14 protein-coding genes and 1 pseudogene are annotated in these 18,978 nt (G+C 61.4%); 8 read left to right on the top strand and 7 right to left on the bottom strand.

Annotated elements, in window-relative coordinates:
• Positions 1 to 41 precede the first annotated feature (41 nt).
• From rloA to AC3IX4_RS09000, 8 genes and pseudogenes are all read left to right on the top strand, one after another.
• A complete protein-coding gene (rloA, locus tag AC3IX4_RS09035; RefSeq protein WP_489260211.1) occupies positions 42 to 578 on the top strand; it encodes a retropepsin-like aspartic peptidase RloA in 537 nt (178 codons plus the stop codon).
• 5 nt (positions 579 to 583) lie between these two features.
• Positions 584 to 2,116, top strand: coding sequence for an osmotic stress tolerance membrane protein RloB (rloB, locus tag AC3IX4_RS09030; protein WP_489260210.1), 1,533 nt, complete (start codon positions 584 to 586; stop codon positions 2,114 to 2,116).
• Entirely contained in the window at positions 2,116 to 3,102 is a 987-nt protein-coding gene (locus tag AC3IX4_RS09025) for an alpha-L-glutamate ligase-like protein (RefSeq protein ID WP_489260209.1), read from the top strand. The genes rloB and AC3IX4_RS09025 overlap by 1 nt, the downstream gene beginning before the upstream one ends.
• 188 nt (positions 3,103 to 3,290) lie before the next feature.
• Entirely contained in the window at positions 3,291 to 4,634 is a 1,344-nt protein-coding gene (gene pabB / locus AC3IX4_RS09020; RefSeq protein ID WP_489260208.1) for an aminodeoxychorismate synthase component I, read from the top strand.
• Positions 4,635 to 5,435: 801 nt separating this feature from the next.
• Positions 5,436 to 5,924: an anthrone oxygenase family protein gene (locus AC3IX4_RS09015; RefSeq protein WP_489260207.1), complete on the top strand. Its 489-nt coding sequence runs from the start codon at positions 5,436 to 5,438 to the stop codon at positions 5,922 to 5,924.
• Positions 5,925 to 6,185: 261 nt separating this feature from the next.
• Positions 6,186 to 6,662 (top strand): annotated as a pseudogene (locus AC3IX4_RS09010) (response regulator transcription factor); the annotation flags it as partial.
• A 276-nt stretch (positions 6,663 to 6,938) separates the two neighbouring features.
• Positions 6,939 to 8,252, top strand: a complete 1,314-nt coding sequence (locus AC3IX4_RS09005) for a C4-dicarboxylate transporter DctA (protein WP_489260206.1) — start codon at positions 6,939 to 6,941, stop codon at positions 8,250 to 8,252.
• A 96-nt stretch (positions 8,253 to 8,348) separates the two neighbouring features.
• A complete protein-coding gene (locus AC3IX4_RS09000; protein WP_489260205.1) occupies positions 8,349 to 9,083 on the top strand; it encodes a FadR/GntR family transcriptional regulator in 735 nt (244 codons plus the stop codon).
• Positions 9,084 to 9,196: 113 nt separating this feature from the next.
• On the opposite strand, the gene AC3IX4_RS08995 is transcribed toward AC3IX4_RS09000, so the two are convergent.
• The 7 genes from AC3IX4_RS08995 to AC3IX4_RS08965 form a co-directional block, all read right to left on the bottom strand.
• A complete protein-coding gene (locus AC3IX4_RS08995; RefSeq protein ID WP_489260204.1) occupies positions 9,197 to 9,742 on the bottom strand; it encodes a hypothetical protein in 546 nt (181 codons plus the stop codon).
• Positions 9,743 to 10,052: 310 nt separating this feature from the next.
• Complete coding sequence (locus AC3IX4_RS08990) at positions 10,053 to 11,393, bottom strand: DUF1329 domain-containing protein (RefSeq protein ID WP_489261255.1); 1,341 nt, start codon at positions 11,391 to 11,393, stop codon at positions 10,053 to 10,055.
• 617 nt (positions 11,394 to 12,010) lie between these two features.
• A complete protein-coding gene (locus AC3IX4_RS08985) occupies positions 12,011 to 13,384 on the bottom strand; it encodes a DUF1329 domain-containing protein (protein WP_489260203.1) in 1,374 nt (457 codons plus the stop codon).
• 86 nt (positions 13,385 to 13,470) lie between these two features.
• Positions 13,471 to 15,150, bottom strand: coding sequence for a class I adenylate-forming enzyme family protein (locus AC3IX4_RS08980; RefSeq protein WP_489260202.1), 1,680 nt, complete (start codon positions 15,148 to 15,150; stop codon positions 13,471 to 13,473).
• Between the two features lie 9 nt (positions 15,151 to 15,159).
• Positions 15,160 to 16,287 (bottom strand): acyl-CoA dehydrogenase family protein, encoded by a 1,128-nt coding sequence (locus AC3IX4_RS08975; RefSeq protein WP_489260201.1) that lies wholly within the window; start codon positions 16,285 to 16,287, stop codon positions 15,160 to 15,162.
• A gap of 10 nt (positions 16,288 to 16,297) precedes the next feature.
• Entirely contained in the window at positions 16,298 to 17,488 is a 1,191-nt protein-coding gene (locus AC3IX4_RS08970; protein ID WP_489260200.1) for an acyl-CoA dehydrogenase family protein, read from the bottom strand.
• Positions 17,485 to 18,978 (bottom strand): FAD-dependent oxidoreductase, encoded by a 1,494-nt coding sequence (locus AC3IX4_RS08965; protein ID WP_489260199.1) that lies wholly within the window; start codon positions 18,976 to 18,978, stop codon positions 17,485 to 17,487. Before AC3IX4_RS08965 ends, AC3IX4_RS08970 begins: the two co-directional genes overlap by 4 nt.

Raw genomic sequence — 18,978 nt, 5'->3', positions numbered from 1 at the left:
CGCCTTGCCCCTAAGATCGCACCGCACCGCGCACAGGATTTATGAGACTCAAGCCTTACCCATTGCTGCTTTGCCTGCTCGCCCTACCCGGCTTGAGCATCGCCGCCGAGAAGACCGTGTACGGCCTGAACGAATACGCAAGGCTGGCCGATATCGACCTTGAAGTCGCGGCCAAGCTCGACACCGGCGCCAAGACCGCCTCGCTCAGCGCTCGCGACATCAAGCGCTTCAAGCGTGATGGAGAGTCATGGGTGCGTTTTTACCTGGCTATCGACGCCGCCCATTCCCACCCGATCGAACGCCCGCTGGCCCGCGTGAGCAAGATCAAGCGCCGGGCCGGAGACTACAACGCCGAGGAAGGCAAGCCCTACACCGCCCGCCCGGTGATTGAACTGGACATCTGCATGGGTACCGCCCGGCGCACCATTGAAGTTAACCTGACCGACCGCAGCGCGTTCCAGTACCCGCTGCTGATCGGCTCCGAGGCGCTCAAGCGCTTCGATGCGCTGGTCGACCCAAGCCTTAAATACGCTGCCGGCAAACCCGCCTGCGCCACTGACGCTCATACCGCAGAGTAACCCTAATGCGCTCCCTGACTCTTCACCTGAAAATCCTGATCGCCGTGCTGGTGACGCTGGGTATCGCCATCACCGCCTACCAGATTTTCGCCCTTGGCATCCCGGTTACCGAGGATGAAACGGACGATCTGTGGAACATCGACGCCAAGGTCGAATTCGTGGCCAGCGCCAAGGACCCGGTCAAGGTGCAGATGTTCGTGCCGCCCCTGAACCGCGACTATGTCAGCCTCAATGAAAGCTTTATCTCCAATAACTATGGCGTGAGCGTCAATCGCATCGACGGCAACCGCAAGGTCACCTGGTCGGCCCGTCGCGCCAGCGGCAACCAGACGCTCTACTACCGCCTGGTGCTGACCAAGCGTTATGCAGCCGACAAAGGCAAGGTCAAAGGCGCGACGTTCCGCGACAGCCTGCCGATCGAAGGCCCGGAAAAGATCGCCGCCGAAGCGCTGATGGCACCGATTCGCCAACATTCGGCCGACGTCGAGACCTTCGTCGGCGAGACCATCAAACGTGTCAACAATCTGAACGATGACAACGTCAAGCTGCTGCTGGCCGGAGACCCTTCGACTCAGAACAAGGCGCGGATCATCGATCTGGTGCTGTCCATAGCCCACGTGCCGCTGGAAAAAGTCCACACCATCCGCCTGGTCGCTGACCAGCCGCAAACCCCGGAGCTGTGGCTGCGCAGTTTCAATGGCACCGACTGGCTGTACTTCAACCCGGACACCGGTGAGCAGGGCCTGCCCAATGACCGGCTGTTGTGGTGGACCGGCGATGACAACCTGATCACCGTCGATGGCGGCAAGAAAGCCACCGTTAGCTTCAGCATGAACAACAGCGAAATGAACGCCATTCGCCTGGCCAAGCTGACCGACGAAAACACCGACGCAGACTTCCTCGAATACTCGCTCTACGGCCTGCCGCTGCAAACCCAGCAGACCTTCATGATCATGGTCATGATCCCGATCGGCGTGCTGGTGATCCTGATCCTGCGCAACCTGATCGGCCTGCAGACCCTGGGTACCTTCACCCCGGTGCTGATCGCCCTGGCCTTCCGTGAAACCCAGTTGGGCTTTGGTATCGCGCTGTTCACCGTGATTACCGCGCTGGGCCTGTCGCTGCGCTCCTACCTTGAGCACCTGAAACTGCAAATGCTGCCGCGGCTCTCGGTGGTGCTGACCTTCGTGGTGGTGCTGATTGCCGCCATCAGCCTGTTCAGCCACAAGCTGGGCCTTGAGCGCGGCCTGTCGGTAGCGCTGTTCCCGATGGTGATCCTGACCATGACCATCGAACGGCTTTCCATCACGTGGGAAGAGCGCGGCGGTGGCCATGCCATGAAAGTCGCCATCGGCACACTGTTTGCCGCTTCCATCGCACACTTGCTGATGAGCGTGCCGGAGCTGACCTACTTCGTGTTCACCTTCCCTGCCGTGCTGCTGATTCTGGTGGGCTTCATGCTGGCCATGGGTCGCTACCGCGGCTACCGCCTGACCGAGCTGTTCCGGTTCAAGGCCTTTTTGAAGGCGCAAAGCTGATGTTCGGCCTCTGGAAAACCTGGAAGGCCCTGGAAGCCCGGGGCATCATGGGGATCAACCGGCGCAATGCGGACTACGTCCTCAAGTACAACAAGCGCCATTTGTACCCGATCGTCGATGACAAGATCATCACCAAGGAACGCGCCATCGAAGCGGGCATTCATGTGCCCGAGATGTATGGCGTGATCTCCACCGAGAAAGAAATCGACCGCCTGGACGAAATCATCGGCGGGCGCAGCGACTTTGTCGTCAAGCCAGCCCAAGGGGCGGGCGGCGACGGGATTCTGGTGATCGCTGATCGCTTCGAGGACCGCTATCGCACGGTGTCGGGCAAGATCATCAGCCATGAAGAGATCGAGCATCAGATTTCCAGCATCCTCACAGGCCTCTACTCGCTGGGCGGGCACCGTGACCGTGCACTGATCGAATACCGGGTGGTACCCGACCAGATCTTCAAGAGCATCAGTTACGAAGGCGTGCCGGACATCCGCATTATTGTGCTGATGGGTTATCCGGTCATGGCCATGTTGCGCCTGCCCACCCGCCAGTCTGGCGGCAAGGCCAACCTGCACCAGGGCGCCATCGGTGTCGGCGTCGACCTGGCCACCGGCCTGACGCTGCGCGGCACCTGGCTGAACAACATCATCAGCAAGCACCCGGACACCACCAACGCGGTGGACGGCGTGCAATTGCCAAACTGGAACGGCTTCATGAAGTTGGCGGCCGGCTGCTATGAGCTCTGCGGGTTGGGCTATATCGGTGTCGACATGGTGCTGGACCAGGAAAAGGGCCCCTTGATTCTCGAACTCAATGCCCGCCCTGGCCTGAACATCCAGATCGCCAACGACTGCGGCCTGACCCAGCGCACCCATGCCGTGGAAGCGCATCTGGAAGCACTGGCCAAGAATGGCGAGCAGGAAACGCCGGAGCAGCGGGTAAAATTCGCCCAGGAGCTGTTCGGGCATATCCCTGCCCGCGAAGGCTGAGCCATTTCGCCCCCAAATTCGCTGGCAAGCCAGCTCCCACAAAGTGCTCCAGACTTTTGATTGAATGTGGGAGCTGGCTTGCCAGCGAATCTGGGCGCAAACATTGTGTTCAGATAACCCGCAGCGCTAGGCGCTTTTCCTACACCAGACTACAATCCTTCCCCCGCACCGATGGCAATCCGGCCCTGATGTCTATCTGCACTGTTCACCCCCTGCCCTACCATGCCGACCCCGCGGCGTATTTCACCTGCGTGCGCCATGCGCCGGGCGCGGTACTGCTGGACAGCGCGCGCCCCTCTGCCGAGCGCGGTCGCTTTGACTTGCTCAGCGCCTGGCCGCTGCAACACTTTAGTCTTGAGGCCGACGAGTCCGGCCTGGCATTTCTGCAGCGCCTGCGCGAAAGCCTGGCAGCACTGGGCAGGGCCGAGTTACCCGAAGGGCTTCAGCTACCTTTCGCCAGCGGCCTGATCGGCTACTTGAGCTACGATTTCGGCCGGCGCCTGGAGCGCCTGCCCGAACAGGCCATCGATGACCTGCAATTACCCGAGGCCGGGCTTGGCCTGTACGCTTGGGCGTTGATCAGCGACCACCACCTGCGCACCTGTCAGCTGGTGTTCCATCCCAGCCTTGCGGCTGAAGAACAACAGCGCCTGATCGAGCTGTTCGGCGAACCGCATGCAGAAACCGAAGCCCCCTTCAGCCTGCTCTGCACAATGACGCCGGACATCACCGCCCAGGCCTATCGGCAGTCTTTCGACCGCGTACAGCAGTACATCACGGCCGGCGACTGCTACCAGATCAACCTCACCCAACGCTTCAGCGGCCGCTGCCAGGGCGACCCGTGGACGGCCTACAAGGCCTTGCGCGCCGCCTGCCCGACGCCGTTCTCGGGCTTTGTGCCGCTGGCCGATGGCAGCGCCTTGCTGAGTTTTTCACCGGAGCGCTTTATCAAGGTCAGCCAGGATCAGGTCGAGACGCGCCCGATCAAAGGCACCCGGCCACGCGGCCGTACGCCCGCCGAAGACTTGGCCAACGCCCAAGAACTCTTGGCCAGCGCCAAGGACCGCGCGGAAAACCTGATGATCGTGGATTTGCTACGTAACGATCTAGGTCGCACCTGCCGGATCGGCTCGGTCAAGGTGCCGGAACTGTTCAGCCTGGAAAGCTACCCCAACGTCCACCATATGGTCAGTGCCGTCACCGGCGAGTTGGCAGCCGGCAAAGACGCCCTGGACCTGATCCGCGGCAGTTTTCCGGGCGGCTCGATCACCGGCGCGCCGAAAATCCGCGCCATGCAAATCATCGACGAACTCGAACCCAGCCGCCGCGCGCTGTACTGCGGCTCGCTACTGTATGTGGACGTGCGTGGCGAGATGGACAGCTCGATTGCCATCCGCAGCCTGCTGATCAAGGACGGCAACGTGTCGTGCTGGGGCGGCGGCGCGGTGGTTGCCGACTCCGAGTGGAAAGCCGAATACGAAGAGTCGATCACCAAGGTCAAAGTGCTGCTCGACGCGCTCGAAAGCATCTGAACACCTAGGCCTTAGGGCGTGCTTATGCTCAGCACCAGCACTTGATCTTGATCTTGATCTTGATCTTCGAGCATAGAAAGCCCAAACACCGCGGATGTCCCTTCAGGAGGCCGAGTGGAGCGCCTGCGTAGTGGGGTAAGGGCCATGGATGGCCCGCAAGCGCCGATGGGCCATGGACGGCCCGTCGGCGCGGCCCCACGGAGCAGGTGCGGAAGGAGGGAACCCGGAGCGAAGCGTAGGGCCGTATGCGGGGACCAGGGGTTTTGCCTACTTTTGCCCCAACAAAAGTAGGACGCCGTAAAGGCGGAAAGGTGACTAACCGTCACCCTCGAAAACGGATAAACACTCGAATCAAGGGTTTTGGTTCGACTAATGGCGAACATATCCAGATTACGCGCAGACGCGAACTCACCGTTCCGCTCTTACAGCGGGTCACTTTTTTTGGCGAAAAAGTAACCAAAACGCCGCGTCCCCGCATACGGCCCTACGCTGCGCTCCGGGTTCCCTCGCTCCCGCACTTGCTACGTGGGGACCGCGCCGACGGGCCATCCATGGCCCTACGGCGCTCTCGGGCCGTCCTGGCCCTCGCCCCACTACGCAAGCGCTCCGCTCGGCCTCCTGAAGGGACGATCCGCGGTGTTTGGACCCTTTGTGTATAAAGATCAAAAGCCAGGAGCAAAAACTGATGCCCGGCCAAAGGCTTGCCCGGTAGGCGTCCGACCGCTTTTTCCTGGATGATGACAATCCTGTGGCTATGCTTGGGCTCGACCGCAGGCATTTTGCCCTGCCCAGGACTGGCCCATGTCCCTCTCCGATGCCCTGCTTCTAATGCTCACCCTACTGGCAGCACTTGGCTGCGGCCTGATGGGTGGGTTGTTCTTTGCTTTTTCCAATTTCGTCATGCAAGCCCTCGGGCGATTACCGGTGCCTCAGGGCGTCGCGGCCATGCAGTCAATCAACCTGATGGTGCTTAACCCGCTGTTTCTCTCACTGTTTCTAGGGACATCCGTGGCGTGCCTGTTATTGCTGGTCTACGCACTGGTGCGCTGGCCCGCGCCGGGCACGGTGTTCTTGAGCACGGGCAGTGCGCTGTTTCTGCTGGGCAATTTTGTCGTGACGATGCTCTGCAACGTGCCACGCAACGAAGCCCTGGCGCGGGTCGAGGCGGACAGTGAAGAGGCACACAGGCTCTGGCAGGATTACTTGAGCCAATGGACGCGCTGGAACCATGTACGCACGGTGACGGCGCTGGGAGCGGCGGCACTGTTGATTCTGGCGGTGGCCCGCTGATTGAGCCTGTTACCTACCGTACTGCACTGCACTGCACTGTAGGAGCAGAGCTTGCTCGCGATGGCATCGCCACGGTTCATGGCAGACACCGCGGTGATGCCATCGCGAGCAAGCTCTGCTCCTACGGGGCATCAATCCCCATGCACAGCGGCATGTGAACAATAGGCATACAGTCCCGTGAATGAATTTTTCTTTAACCCGCAGGGCACCTATTGTTGGCACAATCAGGTCATTACCACTGTTTAACCCCAGGGAATGCTCATGACCCGCGTACTGACCATCGAAGACGATGCCGTCACCGCCCAGGAAATAGTTGCCGAATTGACCCATCACGGCCTTGAGGTCGACTGGGTCGCCAACGGCCGTGAAGGCCTGGTCAAAGCCATCAGCGGCAACTACGACATCATCACCCTGGACCGCATGCTCCCCGAACTGGATGGCCTGGCGATCGTCACGTCCTTGCGCACCCTGGGGGTGACCACACCGATCCTGATGATCAGCGCCCTTTCCGACGTCGATGAGCGGGTACGCGGCCTGCGCGCGGGCGGCGACGACTACCTGACCAAGCCGTTTGCCAGTGACGAAATGGCCGCGCGGGTTGAAGTGCTGCTGCGTCGCAATCAGGTCAGCGCGCCGTCCAATACCTCGCTGACAGTCGCCGACCTGACCCTGGACCTGATCAGCCACCAGGCGCGGCGCGCCGAGCAAACGCTCGATCTGCTTCCCACCGAATACAAGTAACGGCATTGCGGCTCGATGCGTCGCGCTCGTGTAGGAGCATGGCTTGCCAGCGATTGGGGCATCGCGGCGTGTCAGGCACGACGCCTCGCGGGCAAGCCCGGCTCCTACATTGAGCTGGTCAGACCGGTAAACTATTCTTCTTGCAATACCGCACTTTCGCTGCGTAAACTTCGCCTGCACTGGACATACCGGTAAGACCACAATAATTAAGTCCTCCGCTCTTTCGCCTGTTCACGGCATCGAAGCAAGGACACCGACCCAGAGATCCTCCCCATGCTCAGATGGTGCTCGCGCTCGATCTTCCTGCAAGTTGTCCTCGGCCTGATGCTCGGCATCGCCTGCGGGTTGACCCTCCCCGAATACTCCACGCAACTCAAACCCCTTGGCGACGGCTTTATCAAGCTGATCAAGATGCTCATCGGCCTGATCGTGTTCTGCGTCGTGGTCAGCGGCATTTCCGGTGCCGGTGACCTGAAGAAAGTCGGCCGGATCGGCCTCAAATCCGTTATCTATTTTGAGGTGCTGACCACCATCGCCCTGGTGATCGGCCTGTCGTTCGCCTTTTTGTCCGGCATTGGCAGCGGCGCCGATATCCACCTCGACCAGCTCAACAATGCCCAAGTGGCCGGCATCGCCGAGCGCGGCCAGCATCTGCACGGCACTGCCGAGTTTCTGATGGGCCTGATCCCGACCTCGGTGATCGGCGCCTTTGCCGAAAACAATGTGCTGCAGATCCTGTTGTTCGCGGTGCTGTTTGGCAGCGCCCTGAACCTGGTCGGCGACAGTGCTGCGGGCATTTCGCGGCTGATCAATGAATTGAGCCATGTGATCTTCCGCATCATGGGCATGATCGTGAGGCTGGCACCGATTGGCGTGTTCGGCGCCATCGCCTTTACCACCAGCACCTACGGCCTGGAGTCGCTGCAACACCTGGGCAGCCTAGTGGCGTTGTTCTACCTGACCTGCTCGGCATTCGTACTGCTGGTGCTGGGCTTTGTCATGCGCGCCTCGGGCCTGCGACTGTTGCCCTTTATCAAGTACTTGCGCGAGGAGTTGCTGATCGTGCTCGGCACAGCCTCCTCCGATGCCGTGCTGCCGCAGATTATGCGCAAGCTCGAACACCTGGGGATTGGCAGCCCCACCGTGGGCCTGGTGATTCCCACCGGCTACTCGTTCAACCTCGATGGCTTCTCCATTTACCTGACCCTGGCCATTGTGTTTATCGCCAATGCCACCGGTACACCGCTGGCCATGTCGGACCTGCTGACCATCCTGCTGGTGTCGCTGATCACCTCCAAGGGCGCCCACGGCATCCCGGGGTCGGCACTGGTGATCCTGGCCGCTACCTTGACCGCCATCCCGGCCATCCCGGTGGTGGGCCTGGTGTTGGTGCTGGCGGTGGACTGGTTCATGGGCATCGGCCGGGCGTTGACTAACCTGATTGGCAACTGCGTGGCCACCGTGGCCATCGCTCGCTGGGAGAAAGACATCGACATGACCCGCGCCCATAACGTACTCAGTAACAAACAAGGCTTTGCATTTGTACCGCGCAAGCCTGCCAATGCCGCCCACCAACAGGAATTCTGATGGGCTAAGCCGGGCCGACGCTTGTATCGGCCCGGCGCAAACGGAACAATCACGACTACGGGGCATTGCCCTTTTTTTCATTGCACGGAGCGATCAGTGATTTCCTCATCCACCGTTGTGAATTCGGTCGTGGAAAAGTTGCGCAACGCCCTGGCCCGTGGCCAATGGCGGTCGGGCGACATGCTGCCCGGACAGCGCGAGCTGGCCGAACAGATGGGCATCAGCCGCCCCAGCCTGCGCGAGGCGGTTATCGTCCTGGAAACCCTGGGCCTGGTGCGCTCGATGCCGGGCAAAGGCGTGCTGGTGCTCGATGGCCAGGCCGAGCCTGCCGCCACGGGGCGCAGCGACCACGGCGTGGCCAATGCCAGCCTTGAAGACGTTCTGCAACTTCGCTACACCCTGGAACCCTTTATCGTCGGGCTGGTGGCCCAGTCGATCGGCAGCAATGACATTGGCCAACTGCGCCTGACCCTGATGGACATGCGCGAAGCGCTGGAGGCAAGCGACAGCGAGGCCGGCGTCAATGCTTACCTGGCGTTTCACGAGGCCCTGTTTGCATTAACGGCCAACCCGATTTTCCAGAACGTGGTGCAACAGACCCGCGACGCCCTCAAGCAAAGCGCCGAGGCCCTGCGCAACTCGCCAGAGCACCTGGCTGAACGTCTGCAGGAGAACGAGGCTGTGGTGCGTGCCATTCGCAACAAGAACAGCGCACAGGCCAGCGCCGAGATGCGCCGGCACATCCTGCAAGAAGGCCTGCGCCTGGGCATCGAGTTGACCATCCCTGAAGACCCGCTGGGCCAACCGGCCCCTGAGCCCCGCAACCCTTGATGACTGACCCGACGAGCGGCCGTGAAAGAAGATCTGAAGGCGGTGGCCTGCCCACCGCCTGATCGAGGGATTACACCCGGTATCGAGGAGTTCGCCCCGAGTGTGGTGATGGCTCAGGTGCCGCTACGGTCGTCGCCAGGCTCCCCACCCACGTGTACACCACGGTCATCACCGACTTCGCCAGCGCGATGAACACCGTGATCGTCACCAACTTCGCCAGCGCGATGAACACCGTGATCGTCACCGACTTCGCCAGCGTGATGAGCGCCGTGGTCGTCACCGACCTCACCGGCATGGTGAGCGCCGTGGCTGCCGTCTCGTCCAGCGTCATGGCCGGCGCTGTCGCCGGAGTGTCCGCCGCCGCTGCCAGAGCCACTGCCGCCGCCGTGGCCACCGCCACTGCCTCCCCCGCCGCCGCCATGACCGCCACCGCCACCACTGCCTCCCCCACCACCGCCATGACCGCCGCCACCGCTGCCTCCCCCACCACCACCACCACCGCCACCACCGCCACCACCACCACCACCACCGCCACCGCCACCGCCACCATCTTTGGCATAGGCGCTGGAAAAGTTCGCCACGGTGTCAGGTATCAGCACTGTCGAAGCCGACAGTACTGCGCCGATTGCCACTGCCAACAAGGCTTTGTTCAAGGACATCTTGGACCTCCACTGTGACGCAAGGGTGAGTGACCGCCAAAATGATGATGCAAACTCTAGACCAGGGTGCTGAAGCAGGAAAAAAATTATCCACGCAGGGAAATCTGTACAAAAAACAACCAATAGCCTTTAGCACTAAGGAAACCGCTGCTTAGCGCGTTCGGAAATTGAGTTATCCACAGGCTAACCCACAGTTATTGTGGGAAACCTTTGCCCTTCAAACACTTGACAAAAAAAACCCGGCAGGTCGAGGAGCCCTGCCGGGTGAAAGTACAACGGTGCAAGCATTACCGTTGCAGGTATTTACCGATCAACGCCCAGCGGCGCGCAGCGCATCCGGGGTGTACATCTGGGCATTGAACTTGCCCTGGTTGAGAATCGGACCTTTGCGCGATTCGTTGGTCATGTTGTAGCCCATGTACTGACCGGTGCTCAGGTCCTGGAAGAACGACACGCCGGAATGCCAGGCGCTCATGTCCGGGTGGTAGTAGTAGTTGGCGACCGCATGTTTCCACAGTTGCCCACGGGTGTCGTAGGCATCACCGAGTACGCCATGCCAGGTGTCTTCATCGATGAACATCACCCGCTTGCCATAGAGATGACGATAGCCCGGCTTCAGGGTCGCCTGCAGCACCCACACGCGGCGCAGCTCATAGCGCATCAAGTCCGGGTTGGGGTGTTTGGCGGTGAGCAGGTCCTTGTACTTGACCTCGCCGCTGTTGACCTTATAGGTGTTGGCTGGCACATAAATCTCGCGCTTGCCGAGCAGCTCCCAGTTATAGCGTTCGGGCGAGCCGTTAAACAGGCGGTCTTCGTCGATGATCATGGTGCCATTGCTGCCCGTCATCGGCTGGTCGTAACCGTAGCCTGGGAGCTGGCGCACGCGACGGGTGCCCGGGTTATAGGACCAGGCCTGGCGCGGGTTGGTCTGGAAGTTGTACGGTTCCATGCTGACCGTGCTGGTGCCATTTTCCCGGGCCGGCAAGAGAGTCAGGTTCCAGCCATAGGCCTGGATACCCGTTTCGGTCTTGGGTGTCTGGTTTGGGTCGTTGGAGGGTGAAAAACCACGCGTGTAAGAGCGCCCCCAACCGATATCACCGTTGGGCATCACCGATGCCAGATCGCGAACCGCGTCTTCAGTCCAGGCGCGGGCTGGCAACTGGTGGTTCCACAAGACCTGCATGGCATTTTTCGGAATAGGGAAAGGCACCTGACCGATACCTTCGACGCCCATGCCGTCATCGACCAGCTGGGCGTTGGTGGCATTCCAGCGGGCGCGCTCGCAGATTGTATCGTTGTAGCGATAATCGCGATGGCCTGGATAAATGTTCATCTTGTAGGTCTGCGGATACTGCTTGAACATCGCCAGCTGGCCTGGGGTCAGGTGCTCGGCGTAGTCGTTGGCATTGGCCGCGGTAATGACCAGCATCGGCTTTTCATTGGCATAGGGGTCAACCGGTTGGCCGCCCGAAAACTGCACATGATTCCAGCCCGGCACCTGGCCCAGGTTCTTGCCCGTATAGGCAGGAATGGTCCCGGCGGCGTTCCCTGCTTTCTCGGCACCGACGCAGGTCAAATCCTGTCCCAGTCGCTGCGCCTCTTCCTCACTGACCTTGGCAAACGCCGGTTGCCCGAGCATCGGTACAACCATGGCTACGCCAAGCACTGCCTTCTTGAATCGCACTATTGTTATCTCCGTCGCTATCAAGGGTGTGCGCGGATTCTCGACGGAGATAACAGGGCTTTCATCGTCTGTAGGGACTAATGTCGATGCGGTCTACCCGATAAACGGCGGTGCGGCCATCGCCGCATAGGTATCTACACATCTTTTGGTGTACTGCATTTCGTAGCAGTGGACGAGTAGAACGAGGCCACGTCCGGCTGCGCAGCAGTCGTAAAACCTGGCACTTCAGTATTCAGATACACCGCGAGTACAGGCTTTGCGAGGACTACGTCCCCGGACCTGGCCTCGCTGAACTCGTCTACTGCTACGAATGTAGCCGCTGACGAGGTACGAGGCTGCGATCGGCAGCGAAGCGGCCGTAAAACCTGAGACCGTAATCCATCAGGCACACCGAAGGGCCTGAATTTACGACGGCTTCGCCGCCGATCGCAGCCTCGTACCTCGGCAGCGGCTACAAGAGCCGCGCTGCCCCAGAATTGTGTAGATACCTATGGCCATCGCAGTGGTCCGGCACCCCGGTAAACCTGGCTCCTACATCGGTCGGTGTAGGAGCCGGGTTTACCCGCGATGAAGACGACGCGGTATCAGCGCCCGGCGGCGCGTGCGGTGTCGGGGGTGAACATGTCGGCGGTGTAATTGCCTTGGTTCAGGATCGGCCCCTTGCGCGCTTCGTTGGACAAGCTGTAGCCCACGTACTGGCCGGTGCTCAGGTCGTGGTAGAACGAAGCACCCGCCTCCCAGGCACTCATGTCCGGGTGATAGTAGTAAGTCACCTGGGCGTACTTATAGATATTGCCGCGCGAATCGTAGTTGTCGGCCATCACCGAATGCCAGGTGTCTTCGTCAATGAAAATCACTCGCTTGCCATACAGATGCCGGCTGCCTTCCTTGAGCGTTGCAACCAATACCCAGACACGGCGCAGTTCATAGCGCATGGCGTCGGGGTTGGGGTGGTTAGGCGTCAGCAGGTCCTTGTACTTGACCTCGGCGCTGTTGGCCTTGTAGCCGTTGATCGGGATGTACATTTCGCGCTTGCCTTCGATTTTCCAATCGTAGCGCTCGGGACTGCCGTTGAAGATCCGGTCGTCATCGATGGTCATCACCCCGTTGGTGCCGATCATGGGCGAGTCGAAGCCGAACGCCGGGTTGAGGCGAACGCGACGGGTGCCGGGGTTGTAGGTCCAGGCTTTCATCGAATCGCTGGAGAAGTTGTAAGGCGTGCGAGCCACGGTGATGGTGCCGTTGTCACGCTGCGGCAATACGGTGGTGTACATACCCAGCGATTGCACACCGCTGCTGCTGTAAGGGGTTTCGTTGGGATTGTTGGCGTTGGCCAGCGTACGCGAGTACGAGCGACCCCAGGCGATAGCACCCGACGGCGTCACCGCACCGTTGTCGCGCTGCAGCTCTTCGGTCCAGGCGCGTGCTGGCAGCTGGGTGTTCCACATTAATTCCAATGCGTTTTTCGGGATCGGGAACGGTACCTGGCCGATGGCGTTCAGGCCCATGCCATTGTCGACCAGTTCAGCATTGAGGGCGTTTTCCTTGGCCCGCTCGCACACATAATCGGGATAGCGGAAATCACGGTGAGTCGGGTAGATGGCCATGCGGTAAGTGGCGGGGTATTTCTGGAACATCGCCAGTTGCCCAGGGCTCAGGCGTTCGGCGTATTGCTTGACGTTGCTGGCGGTAATGACCAGCACCGGCTTCTCGTTTGGCCAGGGATCGACCGGGTGATCGCCCGAGTATTTGACGTGATTCCAACCGGGCACCACGCCCAGGTTCTTGCCGCTGAATGGCGGGATGCTGCCATCGGCGTTACCGGCCTTCTCGGCCCCTGTGCAGGTCAGGTCCTTGCCCAACCGTGCCGCTTCTTCTGCACTGACCTTGGCCTGAGCCGAGGACATAAAGCCCAGGCCCGAGGCTAACGCTAGGAGCACTACTACAGACTTATGCATTGTTATTTACTCCGAGGGTGAAAACGAACTCAACCAGTCCGAGTTCATTCTCCCCCCGTGGTAATCACCAGCATCGTCTGGAGGGACTACGCCTGCAGGTAGCGCTCCTTGAGGCCCATCTTGAGTACTTTGCCGCTGGCATTTCGCGGCAATGGCTCATCGCTGACCCACACCCGCGTCGGCACCTTGTAGGCCGCCAGGGCGCGGCCCATAAAGGTTTTCAGGGCGTCTTCACCCAAGCCGCTGCCCGAGCGCAGATGCACCGCCAGAGCGACGGTTTCACCGTACTGTTCGTCGGCCAGTGCGAAAGCGGCGGCCTCCAGGACATCATCGTGGGTGCAGGCGCAGTGCTCGACCTCCACGGCAGAGATATTCTCGCCGCCACGGATGATCAGGTCCTTGATCCGGTCGGTGATATACAGGTAGCCGTCCTCATCGACGAAGCCCACGTCACCGCTGAACAACCAACCCTCGACCAGCACCTGGGCGGTGTCTTCGGGCCGCTCCCAGTACGCTTGCATCAGGGTCGGCGAGCGCAGCCAGATCGCCCCGCTCTGCCCTGCCGGCGCCTTGTGCGGATAGTCACCGATATGCACTTCGACAATCGGCAGTGGCCACCCCGCGCTGGCAGTGGCACTGACGAACTGATCGCCCGAATGGGCCGCACCGATACCATTGCTTTCGGTGAGGCCGTAGCCGCAGCCGGCCATGACTGTCGGCTTGTCGCGTGTCAACTTGGCCAACAGCCCGTCGGACGCCGCACCGCCCCCCAGTCCCAGCCCGAACAAGCTGGCCGTGGCTGGAGTGTTGAAACGCGGATGCGCCAGCAATTGCTGCAACATGACCGGTGCGCCATTGAACTGGGTGCAGCGTTGCTGCTCGATCAATGCCAAGGCTTGATCGACGTCCCACTTGTACATCATCACCAACCGCTTGCCCGTGCGCAGCGCATTGAGAAACTGCGAGTGCAAACCACTGACATGGAACAACGGCACGGCCAGCAGCGACGTCGGTTGCAACCCGGAGTCGATGATCGGCTTGATCCGTGACGGCGAAACCCCGGCGGCGAAGGCGCTGACAAATTCCAGCGCATACAGCGTCTGGCCCACCGAACGATGGCTGTGCACCACACCCTTGGCCCGGCTGGTGGTGCCGGAGGTGTAGAGGATCAACGCGGATGCCTCTGGGTCTGGCGTGGCCAGCTCGACCGGCGCCACCGCCTGCTCTTGCAAGCGCACATAGGTCAGGCCCGGCCCTGGCTCACGGGCCGAATCCTCGACCAGCAAGCGCTTGATCGACAATTCATCGTCAGCCACCAGCACCATGCGCGCAAGGTCTGCAATCAGCAGCACCGGGCGGCTGTCGTGCAGGGCGTGCAACAACTCATCGCGCAAGCCCCAGCTGTTGAGCAACACCGGTACGCCACCGGCCTGGACCACGGCCACGAACGACACCATCCATTCCGGTCGGTTACGCATGGCAATCGCCACCCGATCGCCGGGCAGAATGCCCAGGGTTCTGACCAGGTGCGCAGTCAGGCGGTCGGCGGCCTGATAGAACTCACGGAACGACAGCTGCCGCTCCTGCCAGTACACAAAAGGCCGCTCGCCAAACTGGCGACCCGCCTGCAGGGCGCTGACCAGATCGACTGGGGCGTTGGGAAAGTAGCGTGGCTGGCCGACAGGTGACTGCACTGCAAAAGGCGAATCTGGACCGATCAGTTGGTCCCAGTTCTGCCGCCATTGTTGAATCTGCTCGCGAGACATGCGGCCTCCTCAGTTCAGGGTTTCGCCGTACAGGCTGCACAGATAATCGCTATCGCCAAGGCACGCCTGGGCGACACGAACACGCTTGAGGTACAGGCCCAGGTCGTACTCATCGGTCACACCGATGCCACCGTGCATCTGCACCGATTCGTTGCTGACCAGTTGCGCCATTTCATTGGCTTTCCACTTGCCAAGGCTCACCCGCTGGCGCCGCTCTACCGCGCTGATGCCGGCTTGATCAAGGCCTTCGAAGGCGGCCATGACCGCACTGCGCGCCAACTGCAACTGCACGTGCTGGCGTGCGGCGCGGTGCTGCAAGGCCTGGAACGAGCCGATCGGCGCATCGAACTGCACCCGCGTCTTGAGGTATTCCAGGGTCATCTCAAAGCAGCGCTCGGAGATGCCCAGCAACTCGGCCGCAAGACATGCGCGGCCGCGCTCCAGGGCGACTTCCAATGCGGGGCCTGCGTCCGCGCAGGCCAGCCTGGCGCTCGCCGGCACTTTGACGTGCTCGAAATGCACCCGCGCATGGTTGCGCGAATCCACCAATGCCAGCTTTTCGATCCGCACACCCGGCGTTGTGGCCTGGACCAGGAACAATGCCAGTTCACCGCCAGGCACACGGCCTACGGTCAGAAACTGATCGGCGCCCAGGCCATCGAGCACCCAGGTCTTGGTGCCGTCGAGCACAAAGCCGTCGGCGTCAGGCCGAGCTTGCAGGGCGACCGGCTGCGGCGTATGGCGCACGCCTTCTTCCAATGCCAGCGCCAGGCGCTGCTCACCGCTGATCAGGGCAGGCAGCCACTGGTTTTGTTGAACTTCGCTGCCACAGTGTTCAATCAAGCTGCCGCACAACACCACGCTGGACAGCAATGGCGAGGCGCACAGGTGGCGACCGATCTGCTCGAACAGCGGCGCATAGCCCTGCAAGCCAAACTCCAAGCCACCATGGGCCTCGCTGAACGCCACGGCGCTCCAGCCAAGTTCGCGCATGCCAGCCCAGACCTCGCTGTCAAAACCTTCGGCAACGCCCAGGTCGCGCAGCCGTCGAGCGGCCTCGACCGGTGAACGGGCGGCAAGGTAGTCCTGGGCACTGTCGTGCAACTGCTGTTGTTCGTCGTTATAAACCAGGCTCACGATGAGATCCTCACTTGGCGTCAGGCAGGCCAAGCACTCGCTTGGCGATGACATTCAATTGCACTTCCGACGAGCCGCCGGAGATGGTCTGGGTGAAGCTGCCCAGCCACGAATGGGCCAGCGCCAGCTCTCGCTCGCTGTGCCCATCGCCACCACTGCCCAGGCCCTGTTGACCCATCAGGTCAAGCAGCAGCTCGAACTTGTCGTGCTCCTGCTCGGTGTGCACCAGCTTGGCGATGGCCATCAGGCCGCCGATGTCCTTGCCGGCCCGAGCGGTTTCGGCCATGCGCCGGTTAGTCAGGCTGTAGGCTTGCTCATCCATCAGGCAGGCGACGGCACGCTGGCGCAGGACGATATCGGCCGCCGTGCTGGCATTGGGCAGATAGCGGTTCAGGTATTCGGCCAGGTCGAAATGCGTTGGCAGGCTGAATTCGCTGAACCGCGACATGGCCCGACGCTCGTGCTGCAAGAGCGCCTTGGCCAGGTTCCAACCTTCATTGAGGTTGCCGACCAGTTGGGCCTTGGGCACGCGCACATCATCGAAGAACACCTGGCAGAAACTCGACTTGCCACTGATCAAGTCGATAGGCGAAACGCTCACGCCTGGGCTGCGCATGTCCAGCACCACCAGGCTGATGCCCGAGTGCTTGGGCTGCTGTGGGCCGGTGCGGACCAGCGCGTACATCCAGTCGGAATAGTTGGCGTACGAGGTCCAGATCTTGCTGCCATTGACCACAAACTCATCGCCCTCTTCACGCGCACTGGTGCGCAGCGAGGCGAGGTCGGAACCTGCGTTGGGCTCGGAGAAACCCTGGCACCAGCGCACTTCGCCGCGGGCCATGGGTGGGAGCAGTTCGCGCTTTTGCGCTTCGCTGCCGTATTCGAGCAGCAAAGGGCCGAGCATCCAGATGCCCAGGTTGATTTGCGGCGGGCGGCAATGCAGGCGGCGCATTTCGCTTTCCAGCACCTGGGTCTGCTCGGTGCTCAGGCCGCCACCGCCGTATTCGCGTGGCCAATCGGGGCAGAACCAGCCCTTGTCACGCATCCGCGTGAACCACAGACGCTGGTCTTCACTGTCAAAACGTATCTGGCTGCCGCCCCAGACCATTTCGCCCGCAGGCATGGGCGTACGCATGGAAGGGGGGCAATTGTCCTGCAGCCACTGGCGGGTCTGCAGGCGAAACTGTTCGAGATCGCTCATGGGGCTACCTGTGTTTCAGAGGAAGAACGGGCGGCATGCAGCCCGGCCTGACGGCCAAAGAAAGTCGAATCACCCAGCGACAGCCCGGAGCTGTAGCCCTCGCCCCAACGCGGCAGGCCGCAAGCGGTGCGCCCGGCGGCAAAAAGGCCGGCAATGGCCTGGCCGTCGGCGTCCAGCACGGCGCCATTGGGGCGTGTGGCCAAACCGCCGAGCGTGAAGGCGTGAGCCTGGATGTCACCGGGGCAATAGCTCAGCGCCGCAAACGGCGGCTCACTGAGCGGGCGCAGCCATTCGGCGTCCTTGTGGAAGAATGGGTCCTGGCCTTGCGCGGCGTGACGATTGAAGGTGTCGACGCTGTGTACCAGCGAGCCCTCGGGCAAGCCCAGCTCCTGCTCGACTTCAGCCCAGGTATCGCCGACAGCGGCGATCTGGATGTCGGGCTGGATCACCGGGCGACCAAAAATCGCGTTGTCCACCAGCAACCAGACCTGTTGCCCGGGCTGACGCAGCACGTAGTGGGCGACACGGCCGTGGTAGGCGTCTTCGTTAATAAAACGCTGGCCACGGTCGTTGACGAAAATCCCTTTTACCAAGGACGCCGGCGGAAAAAACGGCAGCGTGGCAAAGAATTCATGCATGTTTAATGTGGTGGCGCCAACGCTGATACCCATGCGGATGCCTGAGCCATCGTCGTTGCCAGCACTGACTTGTTGATCGCACGCCAGCGCTTGGGGCGCATAGCGTTCGACCATGGTCCGGTTGGCGATAAAGCCACCCGCGCAGAGAATCACCCCACGCTCGGCCCGAACAAAACAGGGTTCGCCATTACGTCGAACCACCAGCCCGCGAACGCGCTGGTGACGGTCGACGATCAGGCACAGTGCGCGAACACTGTAGTGAACCTCGGCGCCCAGCGCTTCAGCGCGGGCACAGAGTTTTTCCATCAACAGCTTGCCGCCGCCCCAACCGGGAAACTGCACCGTATGGCCTCGGGGCGCCGGGGTGGACTGGGCACTGAACGGCCAGGCCTTTTCACTGCCCGACCACAATAGGGTGTCGTCGGTGGTCGGCTCGATCCACTTGCCGGGCAAGTAGGTGCCCTTGAACGGCACCCCTTGGGCCTGCAACCAGGCAAAGTGCTCAACGCCGCGTTCGGCGTAGAGCGCTACCCGCTCCTGATCGGCCGCAGGCCCACCGGCCATGCTCAAGTACTGGGCAAAGGCCTGGGTGCTGTCTTCGAATCCGGCTTCACGCTGCACTGGCGTGCCGCCATTGCCGCCCACATAAACCTCGCCACCCGACAAGGCGGCGCTGCCTCCCGCGGCCGCAGCCACTTCGAAAATATCCACCCGCGCACCGGCTTGGCGCGCTTCGATGGCGGCGCAGCTACCGGCGGCGCCAAAACCGACAACCGCCACGTCGGTCTCAATATCCCAATGGGTCACGTGCTCGTAGGGATGGGCACGCCCTGGCGTGAAAGTCGAATTCAT

This window comes from Pseudomonas sp. KH_021, assembly GCF_057838865.1.
This window is presented reverse-complemented; position numbering and strand designations above follow the sequence as displayed.